At 55.8% G+C, this 22,468-nt stretch carries 16 protein-coding genes and 2 pseudogenes; 12 read left to right on the top strand and 6 right to left on the bottom strand.

The window, feature by feature from the left end; translation table 11 throughout:
- Positions 1-423 precede the first annotated feature (423 nt).
- The 4 genes from H2515_RS01930 (at position 424) to H2515_RS01915 (ending at position 2,079) form a co-directional block, all read left to right on the top strand.
- Positions 424-726, top strand: a complete 303-nt coding sequence (locus tag H2515_RS01930) for a type II toxin-antitoxin system RelE/ParE family toxin (protein ID WP_065413184.1) — start codon at positions 424-426, stop codon at positions 724-726.
- Entirely contained in the window at positions 723-1,082 is a 360-nt protein-coding gene (locus tag H2515_RS01925; protein WP_035193629.1) for a HigA family addiction module antitoxin, read from the top strand. Before H2515_RS01930 ends, H2515_RS01925 begins: the two co-directional genes overlap by 4 nt.
- Before the next feature lie 249 nt (positions 1,083-1,331).
- Entirely contained in the window at positions 1,332-1,745 is a 414-nt protein-coding gene (locus H2515_RS01920; RefSeq protein ID WP_198660810.1) for a GFA family protein, read from the top strand.
- Between the two features lie 85 nt (positions 1,746-1,830).
- On the top strand, positions 1,831-2,079 hold the full coding sequence (locus H2515_RS01915; RefSeq protein WP_065413185.1) for a hypothetical protein: 249 nt from the start codon (positions 1,831-1,833) through the stop codon (positions 2,077-2,079).
- Between the two features lie 719 nt (positions 2,080-2,798).
- On the opposite strand, the pseudogene H2515_RS01910 reads toward H2515_RS01915, so the two are convergent.
- The 3 genes and pseudogenes from H2515_RS01910 to H2515_RS01900 all read right to left on the bottom strand — a co-directional run bounded on the left by H2515_RS01910 (position 2,799) and on the right by H2515_RS01900 (position 4,643).
- Positions 2,799-3,463, bottom strand: a pseudogene (locus tag H2515_RS01910) (transposase).
- A complete protein-coding gene (locus H2515_RS01905) occupies positions 3,403-4,359 on the bottom strand; it encodes an IS701 family transposase (protein WP_198660809.1) in 957 nt (318 codons plus the stop codon). The pseudogene H2515_RS01910 and the gene H2515_RS01905 overlap by 61 nt, the downstream one beginning before the upstream one ends.
- Entirely contained in the window at positions 4,359-4,643 is a 285-nt protein-coding gene (locus tag H2515_RS01900; protein ID WP_232821504.1) for a hypothetical protein, read from the bottom strand. The genes H2515_RS01905 and H2515_RS01900 overlap by 1 nt, the downstream gene beginning before the upstream one ends.
- A 729-nt stretch (positions 4,644-5,372) precedes the next feature.
- Here H2515_RS01900 and H2515_RS01895 point away from each other — a divergent pair.
- Both H2515_RS01895 and H2515_RS01890 read left to right on the top strand, forming a co-directional pair.
- On the top strand, positions 5,373-6,842 hold the full coding sequence (locus H2515_RS01895) for an outer membrane protein assembly factor BamB family protein (RefSeq protein ID WP_232821503.1): 1,470 nt from the start codon (positions 5,373-5,375) through the stop codon (positions 6,840-6,842).
- Positions 6,843-7,029: 187 nt separating this feature from the next.
- Positions 7,030-8,065 (top strand): annotated as a pseudogene (locus H2515_RS01890) (IS5 family transposase); the annotation flags it as partial.
- A 236-nt stretch (positions 8,066-8,301) separates the two neighbouring features.
- Here H2515_RS01890 and H2515_RS15960 read toward each other — a convergent pair.
- On the bottom strand, positions 8,302-10,932 hold the full coding sequence (locus tag H2515_RS15960) for a putative bifunctional diguanylate cyclase/phosphodiesterase (protein WP_232821502.1): 2,631 nt from the start codon (positions 10,930-10,932) through the stop codon (positions 8,302-8,304).
- Positions 10,933-11,734: 802 nt separating this feature from the next.
- Positions 11,735-12,598: a hypothetical protein gene (locus H2515_RS01880; protein ID WP_198660807.1), complete on the bottom strand. Its 864-nt coding sequence runs from the start codon at positions 12,596-12,598 to the stop codon at positions 11,735-11,737.
- Positions 12,599-12,826: 228 nt separating this feature from the next.
- On the opposite strand from H2515_RS01880, the gene H2515_RS01875 reads away from it, so the two are divergent.
- The 6 genes from H2515_RS01875 (at position 12,827) to rmuC (ending at position 21,308) form a co-directional block, all read left to right on the top strand.
- Positions 12,827-14,257, top strand: coding sequence for a TolC family protein (locus H2515_RS01875; protein WP_065412654.1), 1,431 nt, complete (start codon positions 12,827-12,829; stop codon positions 14,255-14,257).
- Positions 14,254-15,384, top strand: a complete 1,131-nt coding sequence (locus H2515_RS01870) for an efflux RND transporter periplasmic adaptor subunit (RefSeq protein ID WP_065412653.1) — start codon at positions 14,254-14,256, stop codon at positions 15,382-15,384. Before H2515_RS01875 ends, H2515_RS01870 begins: the two co-directional genes overlap by 4 nt.
- Positions 15,381-18,464, top strand: a complete 3,084-nt coding sequence (locus H2515_RS01865; protein WP_198660806.1) for an efflux RND transporter permease subunit — start codon at positions 15,381-15,383, stop codon at positions 18,462-18,464. The genes H2515_RS01870 and H2515_RS01865 overlap by 4 nt, the downstream gene beginning before the upstream one ends.
- An 83-nt stretch (positions 18,465-18,547) precedes the next feature.
- The gene (locus tag H2515_RS01860; RefSeq protein ID WP_198660805.1) at positions 18,548-19,063 is read left to right on the top strand and encodes a hypothetical protein; all 516 of its coding nucleotides are present in this window, start codon (positions 18,548-18,550) and stop codon (positions 19,061-19,063) included.
- A gap of 119 nt (positions 19,064-19,182) precedes the next feature.
- A complete protein-coding gene (gene mscL / locus H2515_RS01855; protein WP_198660804.1) occupies positions 19,183-19,638 on the top strand; it encodes a large conductance mechanosensitive channel protein MscL in 456 nt (151 codons plus the stop codon).
- 131 nt (positions 19,639-19,769) lie between these two features.
- Positions 19,770-21,308, top strand: a complete 1,539-nt coding sequence (gene rmuC, locus H2515_RS01850) for a DNA recombination protein RmuC (RefSeq protein ID WP_198660803.1) — start codon at positions 19,770-19,772, stop codon at positions 21,306-21,308.
- A 37-nt stretch (positions 21,309-21,345) separates the two neighbouring features.
- Here rmuC and ispH read toward each other — a convergent pair whose 3' ends face one another.
- Positions 21,346-22,299 (bottom strand): 4-hydroxy-3-methylbut-2-enyl diphosphate reductase, encoded by a 954-nt coding sequence (gene ispH / locus H2515_RS01845; RefSeq protein WP_014027701.1) that lies wholly within the window; start codon positions 22,297-22,299, stop codon positions 21,346-21,348.
- Positions 22,300-22,468: the final 169 nt, after the last annotated feature.

Here is a 22,468-nt window from a genome sequence, read left to right as displayed (position 1 = left end):
TTTCCCGGAGTAGGCGGTGCCCACGGCGCAGATGGCTATGGTTTCTGGATTTTTCAGCGTTTATCTTTATGCTTCCTTATTTTCCTGTTAAAGCGACTTATGGCTTGGCATGATTTGCACGTATCCAGACTGGCCAGGCTCTTGCCTATGGCAGGCCTTGGATACCGTCCGAACTGATGGCAAAGTTGAGGCAGGTGATTAATCTGAAAGTCAGGATCATGTCCAGTCTATACACAATCTTGCCTGCCTCGCTCCGGGGATCAACCGCAGGGTACCAATCCATGGGGACTGATGCCAAGACATAAGTCTGGGCCAGCCATCAGACGGCGCTGTTTCCTGCGATGCAGTAGGGAAACTTGAGAAGTGCGGGACTAACAGACACAGTTATTTGACGCTACTATCGGATCGCGTTAGCATTCATCGATGATCATGAGCTTTGCCGACAAGCAAACCGCCGCAGTCTTCGCTGGCCAGCAAGTGCGCCGCTTTGGAGCGGAACTGCTGCGGATGGCGCAGCGGAAACTGGCACAGATGCATCGCGCCGGTCGGATCGAAGATCTGGCCGTACCGCCAGGCAACCGCCTGGAGAAGCTCTCCGTCGATCGGAGCGGCCAATGGAGCATGCGCATCAATGATCAGTGGCGGATTTGCTTCGTATGGCGCGACAGCAACGCCTGGGACGTGGAGATCGTGGATTATTACTGTATGGATGGAGGTATATCGTGAGCATTCGTGTGGAAGAGATCGAAAAGATGGATTTTTCCGATGTGGCGAATTTGCGCGCAGGTCGGTCTGTCCCCATTCACCCCGGCGAAATCTTGCTGGAAGATTTTCTGAAGCCGATGGGTATCACCCAGTACCGTCTAGCCAAGGAACTCGGCGTCCCGCAGCGCCGTATCGGGGAGATCGTGATGGGAAAGCGGGCCGTTACCCCGGATACCGGGCTGCGGCTGTCCCGGTTTTTCGGGATGAGCGACGGTTTCTGGGTGGGCCTGCAAATCGATTACGATCTTGCCGTGACGCGCCACGCCATGCAGGCAGTTCTCAATAAGATTCAACGATACGACGTTCATGCGGCGTAACGACCAGGATCCGCTGGTAACGACTCCGGCAGGTTGAGTTTGCCGCACTCTGGGCAGGTGGACTGAAAGGCTATATTGCAGCGGAAGCAGACCTTCCCGCGCTGCCTGGGGACGGCTAATATAGGCCAGTAACAATCATTTGTGACCGGGGGTGGTATGGGAATATTATACTACAGTTTGGAATGTTACGCTGCACTGTCAGTGTAGTCGAATTAGCGTTATGCACCCATTATCAGATAGGAGTCTTTTATGAATGCAAAGCATTCTGGGCAGTGTCTTTGTGGGGAAATCAGCTATTCAGTTGATATTGAACCAGTGTTTACTGGAAATTGTCATTGCAAAGACTGTCAAAGATCATCAGGCAGTGCATTCATTCCGGCGATGCTTTTCCCTGAAAAAGATGTTATTGTTTCAGGGGAAGTAAAATATTTCGAGTCTCAGGCAGACAGCGGAAATATACACAAAAGAGGTTTCTGCCCGAATTGTGGTTCTCAATTGTTCGCTCGGTTCAGCCATATGCTAGGAATTCTGGGTATAAAGGCTGGAACTTTAAATGACTCATCGAATTATGTTCCAAAGCTAGATTTCTATGTAGGTAGTGCTGCACATTGGGATTTTATGAACCCAGAGCTACCTAAAAAGCAAGGGGCAGCACAAAACTAACGATAATGCATAACGATTAATTCAAGCCGACACTGCTTCTCGGCGCGGCTTAATTCAAGCGTTATACGTCTCAATCGGAGCCTTCATGAGTGACATCTACGCCAACGCTGTTGATTCGCTTCAAATTGGAATTGAGCACTTCCTGAAGGAGCCCGGTTACTCCAGCAGAAAACACGCGATCCTGACGCTATTTCACGCAATAGAGATGTTCCTGAAGGAGCAACTGCATAGAACGAATCCGATTCTTATCTATCGGAACATCGACGCAATAATCACGGCCGACTCGATGACAGTCGGTATCAAAGAGGCGCTTATACGGCTCGAAAATCTGTGATTAGGTTTACCGAAACAGCCGCAAGAAGTCGTTGCGCGAATTCAAAAGCGAAGGAACCGCATTGAACATTATCGTTACGATCACAAAGGAGAAGATGAGACCATAATATCGGAGTCGCTGGCTTTTATCTTGTTCTTTGCAGAAATCGTACTCAAGGCTAAGCTTGAACGCGATGTGCCGCTGGAAACGCTGTGCAAAATTCGAGGCTTGGTCTACGACCGCCAAGATCTCTACTGGATAGCAATGTATCGACTTGAGCAATGGATGCATGAAGTTTGGCCTCAATGGAACAACGAATAGTCAGACACCCCAGACGAGTTCCATGGAACAATTAACTGCCAAATTTGCTGTGAGTCCTATCTGGTGATCGGGTACCACGACAAGCCGTTTTTCTTTCGCTGTAATACCTCTGTTGCCGCTGCCGAGTGCAAAAATTGCGGTCGTACTTATCTCTTATATGGATGCCTCCATGTGTGCAAGAGGATTGCGATGTCTGACATGTTGAGGTCGGGTTGCAGTCTTATATCCGGCCTTTGATGCATGACATTAAGCCTGCTGGCCCTGATGAAATCTGCCAGGAAAGTCCTCATCTCTAAAGCGTCCTTATTAGGACAGAGAACTTCCAGGTTCCCTTTCCTGCGGTCTGACCTGTTTTGCCATCAATCGTGTACCGCCTGCGCAACTCCTTTTTCTGAACGTCAACAATCCTGTAACTATTACTATAGGGCGGCCGCATTCCTAGCGTGATTGGCCACACATTCTGTGTTTTTCACCAGTAGCTCCCAGATGGTTCGTGCCATCTTGTTGGCCTGTGCCACGACCACCACATTATGGGGTCGCCGACTGAGCAGTTTGTCAATCCAGGGATTCCGATTCTTGATCTGGAAGTTCACCACCGCCCTGGCTCCATGGGTCAGCAATGTTCGGAGATAGGTATCCCCCCGTTTGCTGATCCCCAGTAACCGGACCTTGCCACCGGTCCCACTCTGGCGGGGAACCAGCCCCAGAAACGCCGCAAACTCCCGTCCTGAACGAAAGGACTTCATATCTCCCACGGTGGCGATAATGGCAGTTGCCGTAAAGCGCATATCAGGCCGCTGTACGGCTTCCCAGATCGCTGCCGCATCGTTCTTGTTGGTCTTCACGAAGGGACGCACAAACTGGGCAGCAATCAAGCGGACCTCATGCCCCAGCTTACGCAATTCCCGTCCCCAATAGTGGGCGCTACCGCAAGCCTCCATCGCCACGATTCCCGGTTGGCGAAAAACTCCAGGAGTGCACGGCGCTTCAACTGTTTGCGGTGAATCTCGCCGGTCTCCAGGTTTACCCAGTGCAGTTGCATGACCCTTTTTGCCAAATCCAATCCGTATGTTGTAACCTGCATGACGAGTCCTCCTTGTCCTTTACGTGGATAAATTTCCACCTTGGCACCTTGATGCCGTCCGGATCAAGCGGGGACTCCCTTCTGAAGCGCCCCGCTGCCGGTCCTGTAGGGGGAGGCATCCATTCCATCTGTTTGATCTCTTTGAAGCCCGCTTCGATCTTCCAGCGGGCGCCATAGTATTCGATGATCTGTGTCACCGAGAGAGTCAGGTCCGTGGTGAAGAAGGCCACCCTCTGGGTCTTGCGAAATACCCAGACGACCCGCACCGGGCAGCGCAGGTTTTTGAGCATAAAGACCTGATCGTAGGCGAGCACATCGCACTGTTTGCCGTAGAGCATGACCGAGAACGTCTGCGCTAGGTCCCGTAAAGACTCTGCCAGATCCGTCACCGATCCGCAGCGATCTCCATATTTGCGGGGCCGCCCTTTGGCGGCCTTGGCGGCGTCATTCGGTTCCGCGTACAGGGCGGTATTGATACGCAGGCGGGACAGCAGGTGGATGGATTGTCCCGATGCACTCAGGGGCTTCCACAGACCGTTATTACTGAACCAACTGTCGCAGACGACCAGGAGGGGTGGCTTATCGATAAAATGGGCGGCGATGCGCAGGATCATCTCCGCCGCCTGCGCCATCTTTGACTGAAAGGTCACCAGCTGGCCGTGACTGCGGGCGTTAATCTTCCCGGCATCGATGTCCTTCTGCCGATGGTAGAAGCGACTGGCCAGCGGCAAGCAGGACCAGCGACCCTTGATGGGTTTGAGCAGCCCGAGCATGACGATGTTCTGCGCCCACGGGTAGGTCGATTGGTTCACCTTGGCGGTATGATCGAAGAAGAAGCCGCAGCCAAAGATCCGCTTTCCAGTTTTGTTGTTGATGCTGTCGTCGAAAGCCAGCATCAAGCGCCCGTCGACCAGGGGGACGGGATCAGGTTCCAGGCAATGGGCCAGAGGCGATCCCAGGCCAGATGGGTCGAGGCCATGAAGAAATAGAAGCGGCGGGCATTCACGTTCAGACCGAACAGGGTCTGCAGGGAGTGCAGCAGATTGGAGCTCATAGAGGAGGTAAAGGGGACGATGACCGCCAGCAGGGTGAAGATGAACCAGTGGGAACGTTCGCGACCCAGTCGCGTGTCGGAAAAGTCCGATTGGAAAGGGGTGAGTAAATCGCGTAGCATAGTCATCGAACAGGGCCTCTTGCGCTTTATAATCAGTGAGTTAACGTGCGCTTATTATGTCACGACGAGACGTTCTGTTCACCTCTATCTAGCTGTTTTATCGAATAAATAAGGTAAGAAGCGGTTACCAAAAGGCACAACAATAAGCACTTTTTATTTATTCATAAACTCAATGTACGAGTGACGGTACTGAAAAACGGTGAAATTTCAGTGCCTTGACAGACGCCGCTTCCCATGCCTTTACTGTTGTCATCTTCACTCCACACGGGCCATCGCGCATGGGAATTGGTTATACTATACTTACAGACAGGTTCTCGCTCCCGGTCTTGGGAGTTGAGATTATCCATGCTGGGAATATAAGGAATCAATGCCCTGCTGGCAATTGGTTGCGTGTAATGCAAGCTTATGGAAAATCTTCGCGAAGGGTTTCTGAATCTGCAAATAGGGCGGGCACAGGATGGGGAGGCCATGCTGTCAAATAGGCAAGAATTCGCGAGCCCACATTGCTTAGTCCATCTCTCCTGGACACGTAGGCAAAGCGTATGCAGCTGCTGGTACAGGTTGTGGATCGACAGATCGCTTTAGGACGGGCGCAGATACAGGTAACGGCGCGGTGCCACACTGCCGACTATCAGTGCCGGTGCTGCCTATGGGTGGACACTGTCACCGTGCCACGGACCGGCGACAGCTAAGCTGAGTTTCCTGGAGTCGGTAACATGCTGTAGAGGTGGATTTATGCTGAAAATGTGCTTTAGCAGGAGGTTCTACCAGACCGCGAAGACTGACAGATCTTGGATCGTCTCATGGATTTTTCTGGCAGCAACAAGTATTACCACGATCCACGCCTATGCAAGCTCGCAATTTGAGGAGAATGCTCAGCATTTGGCGTTTACCAAAAACAAAGTTGGCACTTTCGATATCCGTGTCGGGCAACCCATTATTGCTCCACCTGCTGTGGATGGGAAAAATCTATTGGTGACGACAGGGAAAACCGGTCGCCATCAAAGTGGCCAGGTACTCAGCATTAATGAAAAGACGGGTGCAATTCTTTGGCGAACGCCTTTGGGCAACATCACGATGACGCAAGCGGTTGTAGCCGGAGATTATGTGATAGTGGGTCTTGGCGGAAAGCGCATGTTTGCAGTCAACGCCGGACGATCCTGTCGGTCCCGGTTTCCTCATGCCATCGTCGCACTCCAGGCAACTACTGGTAAGATCGTCTGGAAATATGCTACGCGCTGTCAGGATATGCCGACACCCACAGATGTACACCACGAGATTCTAACGCCGACCGGCGGTGGGCGCTTCATTGCGCTTGACAGTCACACGGGGAAACTACTTTGGCAAATACCCATCGCTGGGTGGTCAGGGATGTCCTCTCCTGCCAGAGCCCGCTCAAATCTCTACTTCGGAACGGATAATACCTTTACGAATCGTAATGACTTTTATGACATCAACTGGCGAACCCACAAAGTCGTATGGACACGAAATTTTACGCATGCCGTCAATCTTGCAGAAGCCTCGCCAGTGATTCATAAAGATACGGTGTTCACGGCATTTATGCACATACAGTCCTACGGACCATTCAGCTTTGTTGCACATCTCTGGAATCATATTCCAATGCGTGAATTTACATTTCAGATAGTTTCCATGAACGCTACAACAGGACAATTGCTACATCAGCAGGTTATTTATTCTCACACTGTGTCACCGGTAAAATGGGCTGATTACAGCATCACCAGTAACGATATATACTGGAAGAATTGGGTCATGGCGGCATTGCGAAAAGCTGCACGCGCCCTCAATATGACGATAAGATTGTCTGATATGGATAAGTCTGATCCTGCGCTCCCAGGTATCTACGATCCTCCACTTACGGCATGGCATCATATCATCTATGTCGAGCCAAGACTTACTAAACGCTTATATGCCATTGACGCTCACACCGAGAAAATTCTTTGGTCTTTTCGCACGGGGGAGGATATCACTAACCCCAATATTTATCACGGTGTTCTTTATACGGTAAATATGAAAGGAAAATTATACGTGCTGGATGCGCAAAGTGGTGATTTGATTTATACCAAAAAACTCGGAACCGGTACTGTCGGACCCTCCGAAGGGTTACTCAGCCCACACGCATTTATCGTAGGTGGACGTTCCGGAAAGTTAATATCCCTGTTTATCGCATCTCGCCACAGGAAATGAGTCAAGTCGTTTCGCATAAGCCTTGGGTTATGAATATCAGCCGCTTACATTACACATTCCAAAGACGCCCCTACGGCTGAGCAAGCCAGTTCGCACCGGTCATCATCATAAGGGCACCTCGAAAAACCTTCCCATTTCGGCTATATATGATAAAATATAACCAGTTGAATGTTCTGGGGTATGCCGGATGACACCACGAAAGAGCGCAATCAAAACCGACCTGTTTGCAGCGGATTCCCACCATCAGAAACTGGATCAGTTGGGTGATCCATTGCTGCGCATCGCTCCCTGCATCGACTTTCCTGCCCTGGCGGCAGAGGTCGATCGTGTGGCCCTCGTCCGGCGAGTCCCCAGGGCGGTCGCCCTCCTTATCCCACGGAAACCATGGTGCGGATGGATATTGGTGTTAAAGCGCCTTTACAATCTTTCAGACGAGCAGATGGAGTATCAGCTGCTGGATCGCCATAGCTATCAGCGTTTTTGCGGTCTGGTGGATGCTGCACGTCTTCCGGATCGCACGACTATCTGGCACTTTGAAAACCGTATTGGCGTAGCCGGTGCCGAAGCGCTGCTTGCGGCAGTCGAGCAGCAAATCCTGCAGCACGGCTATGTGGCCCGGGGGGGCCAGATCATTGATGCCACGCTGGTACCGGCACCCAAGCAACATTTCTCCAGAGATGACAAGGAACAGATCAAAAAAAACGCTATGCCTGCCGACTGGAGCCCAGCGAAACGCCGTCAGAAAGATCTGGATGCGACCTGGACGAAGAAGCATGGCAAAAGCACCTATGGCTTCAAGCTCTATTGGAGTAGATCGCAAACACAAACTGATCCGCAAGCTGGTGACCGACACGGCCTCTGTCCACGACAGCCGGCACTTTGAAGTTGTACTGGATGACTGGAATACCAGTGCGGAAGTGTATGCGGATAGAGGCTACCCCAGTCAGGAGCGGGAAGAACAACTCAAGGCCCAAGGCTACCGGAGTCGTGTCCAACGGAAAGGCAACCGCAACCACCCACTGTCCGAATGCCAACAGCGGCGCAACCATAAAATCGCCAAAGTGCGGGCGCGCGTAGAACATGTATTCGGCGCCATGGAGCAGATGGGCGGCAAGTGTATCCGGACCATAGGCCAGGCGCGGGCCGACTTTGCGCTGACCATGATGGCGGTTACCTACAACATCAAGCGACTGGGGTTTCTCGAAGTAGGTCCTATGAGGGCGTTGGCTTGCCCGCAATGCGGCAAATTATGGAAAAACAGCCGTAAAGAACAGCATTCGGCATCAAAACAGCAGGAAAATAACCTGAATTCTGAGCGCCGGTTTTTAGAGGTGCCCATCTGTAACTTTATCCCAATCCACCATGGTATTCCGTCAATCCTATCTGCGTGTTACCAGATACTCTAAGCGCATGCTGGCAAACATCGAAATCGGGCTGTGGATTGCGTGATCAGCCAGTCCTACGCTTGGTCCGCTGTGTTTCCCCGCATGGCCTTCACCGCCTGCCCCAGCCCTTCCTGAAACCGATGACTGTGCACATGCAACTGGCCGAGCAGGCGATGGAGTTCCTCGCGCGTTCCACTTTGCCGTACCTGGAGAATTTCCCGGCCCAGGATATGCACTGTTTCGTGCTCGGCCAGCAAGGTCTCCACCTCGGGTAGTTCCGATGCATGGGCATGCAGCCAGGTCGTGATCGGGCAGTCGGCCAGTTCCATATGCTCGTGACCCTGATGATTCATCACCGACTCTGCTGCCGCCCGCACCCAGCCCAGATGCTGGTACAGGGCCAGCATCGGCGTGTCCGCATCCCCGACGCCGAGGACAAAACTGCGCACAAAATCCGCCACCGCTTCCGCCTCCAGCGGCCTGGCAATGGCGTACCCCTGGAGATAGTTGATTTTCATCTCGCGCAGGAAAGCGATGTGCGCTTCGGTTTCCACTCCTTCCACGGTGATGAGGACGCCCATCGCCAAGCCCAGATTGACGAGACTTTCGACGAAAATCAGATCCTGGGGTTTGTTCGACAACTCGCGGATGAAACCCTGATCGATCTTGATCTCGTCAATGGGCAGATTTTTGAGTCGCAGGCGAGAGGCGTAAGCACTCCCCACGTCGTCCAGAGCGATTTTGATGCCCGCGCCGCGCAGTCGCTGCAGATGTTCCAGGGCGGCCTCCTGTTCGAGGATTTCCCCGATTTCCAGCACCTCCAGCACCAGGGATTTCGGAGGGACACTCGGATACGCCGCCAGGATGCCAAAGACCGTATCGGCAAATCCGGGTTGATCGAGTTCTTCCGGGGTGACATTGATGCTGAGAAAGAGGTCCAGTCCGGTTTCCCGCCACTGTGCGAGTTGCTGCAGTCCCTTTTGCAGCACGAAGCGCCCCATTGCTTGACGCTCCCGTACCCCCAGGGCGGAAAGGAATTTGTCGGGGGAGACCTCCCGACCCTCCCGGTGCCAGCGGGTCAGGGCCTCGAGACCCGCCACCCGATCCGTCGCCATGGCCACCAGAGGCTGATAGCGGAGGGTCACCGCTCCGCTGGCCAAGGCGCGCAGGAAATCCCGGCGCAACATCTCATCGCCCATGCTGACGCTGCCAATATCCGGGTGGTAGAGCTGCACCCAGCCCCCGCTCTCGCGACCAGATCGTATTTTGGCGGCATACATGGCCTGGTCCGCGTGGCGCAGGAGTAGGTCGGCATCCCCCTCGTCAAAGGGATAGAGCGTCAACCCCAGGCTCGCCCGGATGCTGACAACCTCTCCCTGGATGTAGAAAGGCTGCGTAATCGTGGTCTGGAGACGGGCCAGAACCAGATCCAGTTCATCCATGCTGCGTAGGCCTTCCAGCAACAGGATAAATTCATCGCCCCCCAGGCGCGCGACCGTATCGGCTCGCCGTACCGCGTTCTGCAGGCGGCGCGCCATTTCCTGGAGCAGATCGTCACCGGCGGCGTGCCCGTAGGTGTCATTGACCGGTTTGAAGTCGTCGAGATCCAGAAAACCCACGGCCAGAAGCTGTTCCTGGCGGTCGGAACGCGCCAGCGCCTGAACAAACACCAGTCGCAGGCCATCGCGGTTGGGTAGGCCGGTCAGGGCATCGTGGATGGCGCGTTTTTTTTGGTGGTCCCGCTCATCAATGAGAATCTCTTCTTGCCGATTACGCAGACGCATCTCCCGCGCCAGCAAAAACAGCGTAAAGGCACCAATCCCAAGCAGGCCCAAAACGATGCCAATATTATTGGGCAGCAGCCTTTTCTCCTCGTCCCACCAGGCTTGTTCCGCCAGAGACGATGGCCATCCTGCAGCGATGGTCCATGGGTATCCAGGTACTGGTTCATGCACTTGATTGTCTGAGGGAAAACTCTGCAGGGAAGGACCGGAAAGAGAAAGCTTTCCCTGCCGGAAAAAAACAAAGGGTACATGCTGGGCATCCAGCAGAAACAGGTCGTAATTGGGTAAAATGGTAAGCGTATCGAGACTCATGATATTGATCGGGCTGCCGACTGAGAATAACAGATGGGCGCCTCCGGCATCATGCACCCTGTAGCGCATAGTGATTACCCGCGCGTGCATCCTCTGGGCATAGTGAAGCTTGCCAATCAATCGGTTCGGGTGGCCTGGCAAAGGCGTAAAATCATTCGCTAGCGAAATCGGCTGGGAAGATTGCGGCAACGTTGACCAAAGAATGCGATCCCCCAAGCTGTTTTGAAGATTGATGGCCATGACATTGGGATATTGTGCCCGGAGGATTTGCACCTGCTCTAAAGTCCTGGTGCCGGGTGTCTGCACTCCGGCATCTTGGGGCAGCAAGACGTTGCCGACGTAGACCAAATTATCGAAATACTTATTGAAAACGGCCGCTACCTGCAGCGCCGCGCTCTGCGCGGACAGTGAGGCGTGCAGTTTGATTTTCTCTGCAGCGACTCGATGCAAATGCTGGGACTGCTGAATGTACAGCGCCGTCAGCAGGCTCGCCAGAAGCATAAAGGCTATGCCCACCTGCCGGAGGGTGCGGCGCTGCGTAGCGGTTAATGGTGCAGTGATCATGGTAAGCGGGTACGATTTTGGGAGGAATATCTGAATAGTAGACAATGGTATCTTTCCGGCACCTGGTGAAACTTGCTCCAGCAGCGGTGATAGCTTGTCATTCCGACCATCCTATCGTTGGTGTTCGGCTGCACCATTCTAGATCATAACGATACCGGGTGTCCTCATTTGTAGTTTGACAATAATGGATAGTCCCGTTTCAAGCGGACAATCGTGTGAAAGACTATGCGAACACAGCGGGAGCCAGCTAACCAATCCGTGAATGCCAGCGTTGGCGGTTGCAATAAATCTCGATGCATTTCCGAATAACCGATGGTTGTTATAACCGCGCTGTCCATATCCGCTATGGGCGGTAAATCATTCAACCGGACAAGGCCATAGCCCCAGGACTACGGCAAGCATGCTGCTATCTCTTTGATTGGTTGATCCTATCTCTGTATTTTTACGCTGTGTACGATGAGCAGCATTGAATCTTCTGCGAATTCATCAGGTTGCAGCGAATCTGATATGCATGAAAATATGAATAATCAATGAGTTATGGAAGACTTTGGCGGAGCCCTGGAGGGGAAGGAGAGGTTCATCCCATTAAAACAGTGATTTTCTCCATTTTTAGGATCAGACACGAGTCCTACTATTTTAACCGAGTCCTATGTCCGCTTCCAGTCTGATTCTGCCGTTCGCTCCGCAAGGTACTACGGCACCCCGTCGCCTGTAGACAAGGCCTGTCGCAAGAGGCAAAAGACGGGTTGCCGCCAAGCATACCCCGTCGTCTGTGGATCAGGGGACTAGGATAATACTATTATGTCCGTTAACACCGCATGCGTGCTCTGCTCGCGGACAAACCGAATTAATAACTATAGGCAAGCCCGAGATTCATACCGAGCAGATTGGTCGATGATGGGGGCTCCTTACCAATATACTTCGTGGCACCTTGATAAAACGTTACAATGCCCGTCCCAGTGTAGGTAAGGTGGGTGAAATCCAAGCCACCATAAACATGCCATCCACCGGAAATTTTATAGTCTGCATGAATCCCTACGGTTTCTTCTCCACTGGTACCAAACCCAGAGGACCATTGGGATGTTTTGATGCCCCCGCCAACAAGCGCGAGTACACGCATGTCAGCACCCAGGACCAACCTGGCTGTCGGTGCGTACTGATACATGAGACCGGCGCCAACAAGCGCAGAATGGTAACGTTCGTGAGTACCGGGAAGCTGTCTGTTCCACAACAGAAACCCACCCGCTATATAGGGTGTGAGCATCATGTTATCACTAATAGAAAAACCTTTGCCCAATTTTCCCAGAAAGTTCTGCGTGGTTGCCTGATCCGTTGTATCAGCGCGCCTAACTGAGTTCGGTATGCCAGGGTTATACACGAACCCTTTATAAGCTATCCCGGCCGAAGAATAATTGTAATTAAGCGATAAATACAGATTTCTTGTGAGGTTATTATTCATCCCCGAGAGATTTACCGAAAATCCCGGCAACCATCCTGATTCCGTATCATCCATTGGCGCACTGAGGACACCTGTTGTGGCAAAGTGTTCCTGATAATTCATCAATGTGCCCGTCGCCGCGAGACCTATTTCGTTGTTGGCCGCAACGATTGGATTCTGGCTGGCATTCCAGGCGCTGTCGGCCATGGCAGAGGCGGAAAACAGGGCCAGACTTGCTGTGGTCAGGGTTGCGATGGCTTTCTTGTTGATCATGCGGACATCCTTTTATTTATCCCTTAAGATAGTGTTCACGCGCTGAATCGGCCTGTAACCCAATGGTAACCATACACGTCACAGAGTCAGTAAAGATTTATATAGAACATGATTCGTCTTCCGCAAGGCCCGCCCGTAACATTTCGCAACAATTTCCTCTGGTGCCACATCTTCCTTGTGACCCCGCTTTCCGGGAGAATGGCGGCTCCACTGCCGAGGAACCTGAGCGTGCCCCCCAAAGCGCTATTGCTGGCTGTCTGTACCGTTTTCTGTATGGCTCAAGGCGGGCTGGCGCAAGCTGGCGTCGGTGCGTGGCTGGCCGACCCTCTGGATACGGATAGCGGCCTGAGTGCCAGCCCGGCCCAGCCTTGGACCACCCAAGCCACCCTGCCCGATTTACCTAAGCTCCAGGGCCTTTCTGTGGACGAACAGGCGCAAATCTGGACGCTGCCGCAACTCACTGCGTATGCCCTCGCCCACAACCCGCAGACCGCCGCCGCCTGGGATGGATTGCGTGCGCAGGCGGCAAGCCTGGGGATGGCGAAAAGCGCCTGGCTGCCGAGCCTGTTCCTCAATACCAATTTTAGCCGCCGACAAGCAGCCTCCACCGCCGGCTTTACGGTCCCGGCACGCAACAGCGCCAACCCCAACCTGACCTTGAGTTACACCCTATGGGACTTTGGCCTACGCGCCGCCAAGGTGGATGCTGCCCGCGCCCAGGAATGGGTGGCGGGCTTCACCCAGAACCAGAACATCCAGACCGTGGCCTTCAGCGTCGCGCAGGCCTATTACCAACTCCTCGGCAATCAATCCCTAGTCCTTGCCGATGAAAAAACCGTTGCGGAAAACCAGAAAAACCTGGAAGCCGCCGAGGTGCTGCATCGTGCCGGGCAAGCCACCATCGGCGCCCTCTATCAGGCTCGGGCCGCCATGGCGCAGGCGCAGTCCACCCTCGCCGCGCAACGCCAGACCGTGCGCAGCAGCGAAGGGTTGCTGGCCAGCACCCTGGGCCTCAGTCCGCAGACCACCCTGAAGATTACGTCCCTCAAACTGGGGCAGGAACCACCCCAACTCCACAGCGCTGCCAAGACGCTGATGCATGCCGCCCTCACCGCCAATCCCACCCTGCAGCAGGCGCGGGCGCAGGTAGCGGTGGCCCAAGCCAATGTCCGCAGCGCCGAGGCCAGTGGTCTGCCTAGTCTGGGGGTCAACAGCTCTTATGGTTATCTCTATCAAGGCGGCTTCCGGCCCGGTGACACCTGGACGGTGGGTTTCACCCTGACGGTGCCCCTCTTCACTGGCTTCAATACGCATTATCAGATACGCCAGACACAGGCACTGAGAGACCAGGCTCAATCCAACCTCGCGGCCAGCCGCAACAGCACCGAAGCGACGGTCTGGCAGGATTTTCACAACTTCCAGGGCGCCATTGCGGCCTACCCCGGCGCACAGAGCGGTCTGGAAAATGCCGGGAAGGCGCTGGAGGTGGTACAGGCCCAGTATCGGGTCGGCCAGGCTACCATTCAGGATGTCCTCCTCGCCGAATCCACCCTGGCGCAGGCGCGCTACACCCTGATTCAAAATCTGGTTAACAGTTATGTCGCCCTAGCGCAACTCAGTCAGGCCGTCGGCATACCTTTGGGAGAGAATGCACCGTGACCCGTCCCCCTGTTGTTCTCCTGCTGACGCTGGCAGTCCTCTCCCTGCTGTTGAGTGGTTGCCAGACCAAGACCAAGCATGAAATGCCGCCCCTGCAGGTCAGTCTCGTCAGCGCCAGCACCCGCCCCATGACCCATTACGAAGCTTTTCTGGGCACGGTGACGCCCCTGCAAACGGCGACAATCGTGCCGCAGACTTCCGGCATCCTGCAGAGCGTGCAGTTTGCCGAGGGGAGCATGGTAGAGAAGGGACAAGCCCTGTTCACCATCGACCCGGCACAGATGCAGGCAGCGCTCGCCCAGGCCCAGGCCAAACTGGTGGCGGATCAGGCCACCGCGCGCTACAACCGTAACATAGTGGAGCAGGACCGCCCGCTGGCGGAAAAGGATTTCATCACCCGGCAAAGCTTCGATCAGGCAGTCTCCCAGGCACAGGCGGCGACAGCGCAGGTACAGGCTGACCAAGCCGCCCTGGAGCAGGCCCGCCTCAACCTCTCTTACACCCGCATCGCCGCCCCCATCAGCGGTCGCATCGGGCTGGCCCAGGTCAAGGCAGGCAACCTGGTCATCGCCAACCAGACACCACTGGCTACGGTCAACCAGATCGCGCCCATTACCGTGAATTTCAGCATTCCCCAGGGCTTGCTGAGCGCGGCGCGGTGGGCGCAACAGCAGGCAATTCCCCTGCCCATCAACGACGAGAAAATCGGCACCGTGCTCGCTCAGGGCAAGCTCACTTTTATTGACAACAGCGTGAGCCTGGGGACCGCCACCATCGGCCTGCAGGCTACCGTACCTAACACCGACCTCGGCCTCTGGCCAGGGCAGTATGTGCAGGTGCAGATGCCGGTACAGCAATTGGCACAAGCCACAGTGCTGCCGGTGGGCGCGGTCCAACAGGGCAGCAGCGGGCCCTTTGTCTATGTGGTGCAAGATGGCAAAGCGGTGGACAAATCGGTGCAGGTGCTCTGGGAATCGGGCACGGATGCGGTGGTACAGGGCGTAGACAAGAGTATTCGGGTGATTTTTCCGCTTCCCGCCCGCCTCTATCCGGGGGCGAAGGTGAAACTCACTGGCACCCCTGCAGCCACCGGGTCGCATAGGGGTCAGCAGAGGAAATCCGCATGAATTTCTCCGCCCTGTTCATTCGCCGCCCGGTGATGACGGTCGTCCTCATTCTCGGACTGGTGCTGTATGGCATTTTTGCCTTTATGAAACTGCCGGTAGCCTTGCTGCCCAGTGTGGACTTTCCGACGGTCATGGTCGCGGCGAGTCTGCCGGGAGCGAGCCCGCAGACCATGGCCAGCGCCGTGGCTACGCCTTTGGAGAAACAGTTTTCCGCCATTCCTGGCCTGTCCTCCATGAGCTCGGTGAACAATCAGGGCTCGACGCGGGTCATCCTGCAGTTTGACCTCAGCCAGAACATTAATGTCGCCACCCAAAATGTCGAAAACGCGGTCACCCAGGCCTCCCACCTGCTGCCGCCGGGCATGCCCAGCCTGCCCTTCGTCAAACAGCTCAATCCGTCGGCGGCACCCATCGAGTTTATTGCCCTCGCCGCGCCCAATATGCCTATCTATCAGCTCAACCAGTATGCGGTAGACAAGGTGGTGCCCGCCATTTCCGGTATTCCCGGCGTCGCCCAGGTGCTGATCTTCGGCGAGCAGAATTACGCGGTCCGCATCCACGCCAACCCCTTTGCCATGCAGGCGCATGGGATATCGCTGCAGGCCCTTACCCAGGCTATTTCCAGTCACAACGTCAATCTGCCGCAGGGCACAGTGCTGGGTGCGGTGCGCAATTATGCGGTGAATGTGCATGGCCAGCTCCATGATGCCCAGGCTTTCGCCAGCATGCCCATCACCTTCGCCAACGGCGCGGTGGTGCCACTCGCAAATATCGCCCAGGTCAGCAACGGCGTGGACAATGACCAGATCGCCAGTTGGCTGGGGGGGCAGCGCGCCCTGATTCTCGCCGTAGTACGCCAACCCAATGCCGACACCGTGGCCATCTCCGACGCTATCCAGAAACGCCTGCCCCTGCTGAGCGCTAGTCTGCCCGGCGGCGCCCACATGACGGTGGTGTACGACAAAGCCGACTATATCCGTTCGGCGGTGGAGGAGGTCGAAGTCACCCTGTTGCTCGCCTCCATACTGGTAGCCGGGGTGCTCTGGCTTTTCCTGCGCCGCGGCAGCCCGACCCTGATTGGCGCACTGGCGATTCCCGCCTCCATTCTCGGCACCTTCGCCATCATTTACGCGCTGGGCTACACCCTGAATACGCTGACGCTCCTGGCGCTGACCCTGGCGGTGGGCTTTGTGGTGGATGATGCCGTGGTCATGCTGGAAAACATCGCCCGCCATGAGGAAAACGGCGAAGAGCCCTATCAGGCGGCGATTGTTGGCAGCCGCGAGATCGGCTTTACCGTGATTTCCATGACCCTGTCGCTGGCCGTGGTCTTCCTGCCTTTTCTGGTGATGGGTGGCATCATCGGTCGTTTATTTCGCGAGTTCGGCGTCACTATCGCGGTGGTCATCCTATTGTCCGGGCTGGTATCCCTGACGTTAACCCCCATGCTCTGCGCCCGCTATCTGCGGGTGAAACATCAGGGACAGAGCCGCTTCGAAAGCGGTTTCCTCAGCCTGCGCGACTGGTATGGACGCAGCCTGCGGGTGGCGCTCAGCCATCGCGGCTGGGTGTATGGCGGGGCCTTGCTGAGCCTGCTGGCCACGATCGGACTCTTTATCCTGCTGCCCAAGGGCTTCATCCCTACCGAAGACAGCGGCATGATCATGGGCAATCTGGAATATCCCCAGGGCATTTCCTTTGCCCAACTCGAAACCACCCAGAAGGCCATCGCCGCTGCCGTCGGCCACAATCCAGCCGTGCAGTCCGTGTTGTCCAGTGCCGGGCAGGGTGCAGGGGCCTTTGGCTCCGCCAACACCGGGCGGCTGATCATCCGCCTCAAGCCCTTGGGCGAGCGGGCGTCAGGAACCCAGGTCATTGGGGAATTGCGCAGTACCGTCAGCCATTTTTCCGGGGTTGAAGCGAGTTTCCAGTTACCGCCCGCCATTCAGATGGGGCCGGTCTCATCACAATCTCATTACCAATACATTCTGCAGAGCGAGGATCAGAATAGCCTGAATGTGACCGTGCCCAAACTGGTAACAGCCCTGCGCAAAGTACCCGGACTACAGGCCGTTAACAGTGATCTGCAATTAGCCAACCCGGAAATCGAAGTGCACATCCTGCACCAGCGCGCCCAGGCTCTGGGAGTCACTCCTCAGGCCATCGAGCAGGCGTTGAACTTCGCTTTCGGCGGCACCCAGGTGGGCACTATCTACGCCTCCACCAATCAATACGAGGTCATTCTCGACCTGGCGCGGCCGTTTCAGGAAAATCTCGGGGCACTTTCGGCGATCACGGTGCCGGGCAGCACCGGCCTGGTGCCCCTGGCCGCATTGGCGCACTTCGCTTACGGCGTCGGACCCTTGAGTATCAGCCACTACAACGGACTGCCCAGCGTGACCATTTCTTTCAATCTGGCCCCCGGCACCTCCCTCGGCGATGCGACCCGGACCGTGCAGGACACGGCGACAAAGATATTGCCCGCGGATGTGCAGGGAGAGTTTGGTGGCTCCGCCGCGGCCTTTTCCCAGTCCACCGGCAGCCTGCCACTCTTACTGCTGGCAACAGTGGCTCTGATCTACGCCATTCTGGCCATTCTCTATGAAGATTTTATCCATCCCCTGACCATCCTCACTGCCCTGCCCCTGGCCGGTTTTGGCGCCTTGCTGGCCCTCTGGATTTTCCATCAGGAACTCGATCTGTTCAGCTTCGTCGGCATCATCATGCTGGTGGGGCTGGTCAAAAAGAACGGCATCATCATGGTGGACTTCGCCATTCACCGCCGCCGCGAAGGGGCCAGCGCCATCGATGCCATGGTCGATGCCTGTGTCACCCGCTTCCGTCCAATCATGATGACGAACCTTGCCGCGGTGCTGGGTATTCTGCCTATCGCCATTGGCATCGGGGCGGGTGCTGAGTCGCGGGTGCCGCTGGGCGTGGCGGTGGCGGGCGGCATCATCGTCTCGCAGTTTCTGACGCTCTATGTGACGCCGGCATTCTATGTACTTTTTGAGGGATGGAAAGGGCACTGGAAGGGCAAGGCACCTGTTTCAGAGACGGCATCTCACGAAGCGATGTAAGCATCTCTCGGCGCCGGACTCCGCAATATCGTCCATTTGTGATATATAACGGGTAAAGGCCAACTATCTGAGAGTCTCGCCACATGCCCGCAAAAATACTTTTCCTCCTCCTCACGCTTGCCCTGTCAGGCTGTGCTTCCCTGCCACCTTCTTCCTCTTCAACCACCACCGCCAGCGCTGCCGCGCGCAGTACCGCTTTGGCCAATCGCAATAGCGAGGCTGCGCAGCAACGTCTCGCCGCCGTCGCCGCCCAGCGCGCTGAGGCGGCACAGCAATTCTGCCCCAACTGGCAGCAGGCGCTCGATCATGCACGCAGCAACGCGACGGGTTGCGCGCAAATGCCCACCAACGAACAGGCCACCTGCTGGCAAGCCGTTTCCCAGTGGGCACAGGAAGAGAGCCATTATTTCCATGCCCTGGCGCCACTTCTCCAGAGAAGTGCTTATGCGTCCCCAGCAGCCCAGGCGGCACATTTTTTTGATTTGACTCAGGGGTGGGCTATTACTTGTCAGAACGGTCAAAAGGCCTGCACCGCAGCGTCTGGCCACCGGCAGATGGACAACAGCAAAAATGCCATCAACCATTTCTGCCGGCGTTAATCAACGACATTTCATAAGTGATGGTTGTTTTCAATTTTAGGCGCATTGGTTATCCTACGGACAATGGGGCTTTAAGCAAGTAGTCAAAAAATGGTCGGCCATCATCAAAGGTGATTATCATGCTCAAAGCGTTTGCCAAGGACTTCAAAATATTTTTGCAGCGCGGCAATGTCATTGATTTGGCTGTTGCCTTTGTTATTGGCACGGCATTTTCCGCCATTGTGACGTCATTGGTCAGCAACCTGATCATGCCGCCTATCGGTATGTTGCTCGACAAAGTCGACTTTTCCAACCTCTATATCGTATTGAAGGAAGGCACCGTTCCCGGCCCTTACCAGACTCTGGAGGCCGCCAGGAAGGTGGGCGCCGTGACCGTGAATTACGGCCTCTTTCTCATGTCACTGATCAGCTTCTTTATCATTGCGCTGGTTATTTTTTCCATTGTGCGAATCATCAACAAGCTTTACACCAGACCTGCTACTGCCGTTACTACCAAAACCTGCCCTTTCTGTGCATCGACGATCCCTCTGGCAGCCACACGCTGTCCCAACTGTACCTCGCAACTGGGGTCCTGAAACCGCAGCGCATGAGTACCCGCTCCGCCGGGTATTCTGGCTCTGTTTTTGCCAACCGCTTGCGTGCCATCGCTTTGACGCCCCGCTTCGCGTATTCTCAGACTGCTTTTTCTAACCTGTAGGACCGGCTTTTGATCTGGGAAAATCTGTTGTATCTCATTGTCGGCGTGATGCTCGGGCTATTTGTGGCTGGACTGATAGCGCGCAGCATGATCCAACGCCAACACGATATCAGCGAGGCCCTTCGGGAAGGCAAGCAAGCCAGTGCCGCTCAGATGGACAGCCTGCAGCGAGAAATAAGTGCGCTGCGGCAACAGGCTCAGGAACAACAGGAAATCCTCCGCCATGAAAGTGAACATAGAGCCGGTGCCGAAGCGGAAAGCCGCCGTATCCCGGCGCTCGAAAATGCCTTGGTGGCGGAGCGCAACCATGCCGCTTGCCTGCAAACAGAGTTAGCCGCCCTCCAGGGCCAGTTGGCGGAACTCGGTGAACGGCTGGAGCAGGAACGCCTGCGCGGCAACGAAAAACTGGCACTCCTGGAAGACGCCCGCCAACGCCTCGGCGATGCCTTCCAATCCCTCTCTGCCGAAGCCCTACGCCGCAACAACCAGTCCTTCCTCGAACTGGCACGGGAGAATCTGGAGCGTTTCCAGGAAAGTGCAAAAACCGATTGGGAGGGCCGCCAGAAGGCCGTGGGACAACTGGTGGAACCTATCCGTGAGTCTCTGGAGAAAGTGGGCACCCGCATCGACGCCATGGAAAAAACCCGCGTCGATGCCTACAGCGCCCTCAATGAGCAAATTCGCGGTCTCGTACAAGACCACCTGCCGCGCCTGCATCAGGAGACCGCCGCGCTGGTGAAGGCGCTGCGCCAGCCCGCCGCCCGGGGTCGCTGGGGCGAAATGCAGCTCAAGCGTGTCGTCGAAATGGCCGGCATGCTGGCTTATTGCGACTTCACTGAGCAGGAAAGCGTTACCACCGATAACGGCCAGCAGCGCCCTGATCTCGTGGTACGACTGCCCGGCGGCAAACGCATCGTCGTCGACGCCAAGGCCCCTCTGAATGCCTACCTGGAAGCCATGGAAACGGACGACGAACAAAAACGTGCCCATTTCCTGCACAAGCATGCCAGCGAATTACGCACCCACATGACCCAACTCAGTAAAAAATCCTACTGGGAACAGTTTCAACCGACCCCGGAGTTTGTCGTTCTTTTTGTGCCCGGCGAGGTATTTTTTAGCGCCGCCCTCCAGGAAGACCCATCGCTCATTGAATACGGGGTGGAGCAGAAGGTGATCGTGGCCAGCCCCACCACCCTCATTGCCTTGCTGCGCGCGGTGGCCTATGGCTGGCGGCAGGAGTCCTTGGCCGAGAACGCCCGCGCGATCAGTGATCTGGGCAAAGAACTCTATGATCGCCTGAGCACGTTGGCGGGTCACTGGACGCGGGTAGGTAAGGGGCTGGGCCAGGCGGTAGAAGCTTACAACAAAGCGACCGGATCGCTGGAAGGCCGTGTGCTGATCTCGGCGCGCAAATTCCGCGACCTCAAAGCCGCACCGGATAACAAAGAAATGCCCGTCATAGAACCCGTGGAACTGGCCCCGCGCCTCCTTCAGGCTGATGAGATCATTGGCGCAGAGACTACGGACCCGCTCCCGGAGCGACGCTAACTTACAACAACCCACCCGGAAGCGGGACAATACAGTGTCAGGAGGCGTTTTCCCGTCGCGGTTGCGCCTGCACCAGCGCCAAGGGCAGACTGAAAGTGACTTTCTCCTCTACACCAGGCGTCTCTTTCGGAATCCGCGCGCCCCAGCTCTGGAGGGTGTCGATAATCTCCTGTACCAGGCTTTCCGGTGCCGACGCTCCGGCACTGATACCGATTTTCTCCACCCCGTCAAACCATTCGCGGCGCAGTTGTTGCGCATCCTCAATAAGATGCGTCGGTGTGCCCAGCCGGGTACCCAATTCCGCTAAGCGGCTGGAGTTGGAGCTGTTCGGCGCGCCCACCACCAGCAGAATATCGACGCCGGGCGCCAGCGACTTCACCGCATCCTGCCGGTTCTGGGTCGCATAGCAAATATCATCTTTCTTCGGCCCTTCAATCAGCGGGAAGCGCGCACGCAGGGCAATAATCACTTCAGCGGTGTCGTCCATGCTCAAGGTCGTCTGGGTAATGTAAGCGAGCCGCTCCGGGTTGCGGGGCGCCAGGGTCGCCACATCGGCGACATTGGAAACCAGATACATCATGCCCTCCGCGACCTGACCCATGGTGCCCTCCACCTCCGGATGGCCGGCGTGACCGATGAGCACCATCTCCATACCGTCCCGACTGTATTTCTTAACTTCCATATGCACCTTGGTCACCAGTGGGCAGGTGGCGTCAAAGACACTCAGCCCTCTTGCCGCCGCGTTCTGGCGAACCGTGATGGGCACTCCATGGGCACTGAAGATCACCGTCGCCGCATCAGGCACCTCATCCAACTCTTCGACAAAGATGGCGCCACGGGCGCGCAGATCTTCGACGACATGACGGTTGTGAACGACCTCATGCCGCACATAGATGGGCGCACCAAAAAGCTCCAGCGCACGATCGACAATCTGGATCGCCCGATTAACTCCGGCGCAAAATCCACGCGGATTCGCTAACAAAATGTCCATGCTGAGATTCCCAAAATTAATCAGCCTCGATGTTCTATCCTGCCGCCCGCCCTGTCAACCGCCGCGAGCGACTATTCCGGCAGGGGCTCCGGTGCGGGGCATGGGTGTAACCGCAGGTCTGAGGCGTAGTATCATGGGGCCGTCGACACCCATCGGCGGCTCACTTTCT

The sequence above is a fragment of the Acidithiobacillus ferrivorans genome (assembly GCF_016250455.1).
Lineage (GTDB): Bacteria > Pseudomonadota > Gammaproteobacteria > Acidithiobacillales > Acidithiobacillaceae > Acidithiobacillus > Acidithiobacillus ferrivorans.
The sequence above is the reverse complement of the archived record's forward strand: the minus strand, read 5'-3'. Positions and strand labels throughout refer to the sequence as shown.

What these genes read in the sequence shown, in the direction of transcription:
- H2515_RS01930 (WP_065413184.1), top strand. Translation starts at nt 424, where the DNA reads ATGATCATGAGCTTTGCCGACAAGCAAACCGCCGCAGTCTTCGCTGGC.
- H2515_RS01920 (WP_198660810.1), top strand. Translation starts at nt 1,332, where the DNA reads ATGAATGCAAAGCATTCTGGGCAGTGTCTTTGTGGGGAAATCAGCTAT.
- H2515_RS01915 (WP_065413185.1), top strand. Translation starts at nt 1,831, where the DNA reads ATGAGTGACATCTACGCCAACGCTGTTGATTCGCTTCAAATTGGAATT.
- H2515_RS01905 (WP_198660809.1), bottom strand. Translation starts at nt 4,359, where the DNA reads ATGCTGGCTTTCGACGACAGCATCAACAACAAAACTGGAAAGCGGATC.
- H2515_RS01900 (WP_232821504.1), bottom strand. Translation starts at nt 4,643, where the DNA reads ATGACTATGCTACGCGATTTACTCACCCCTTTCCAATCGGACTTTTCC.
- H2515_RS01895 (WP_232821503.1), top strand. Translation starts at nt 5,373, where the DNA reads ATGCTGAAAATGTGCTTTAGCAGGAGGTTCTACCAGACCGCGAAGACT.
- H2515_RS01880 (WP_198660807.1), bottom strand. Translation starts at nt 12,598, where the DNA reads ATGATCAACAAGAAAGCCATCGCAACCCTGACCACAGCAAGTCTGGCC.
- H2515_RS01865 (WP_198660806.1), top strand. Translation starts at nt 15,381, where the DNA reads ATGAATTTCTCCGCCCTGTTCATTCGCCGCCCGGTGATGACGGTCGTC.
- H2515_RS01860 (WP_198660805.1), top strand. Translation starts at nt 18,548, where the DNA reads ATGCCCGCAAAAATACTTTTCCTCCTCCTCACGCTTGCCCTGTCAGGC.
- mscL (WP_198660804.1), top strand. Translation starts at nt 19,183, where the DNA reads ATGCTCAAAGCGTTTGCCAAGGACTTCAAAATATTTTTGCAGCGCGGC.
- ispH (WP_014027701.1), bottom strand. Translation starts at nt 22,299, where the DNA reads ATGGACATTTTGTTAGCGAATCCGCGTGGATTTTGCGCCGGAGTTAAT.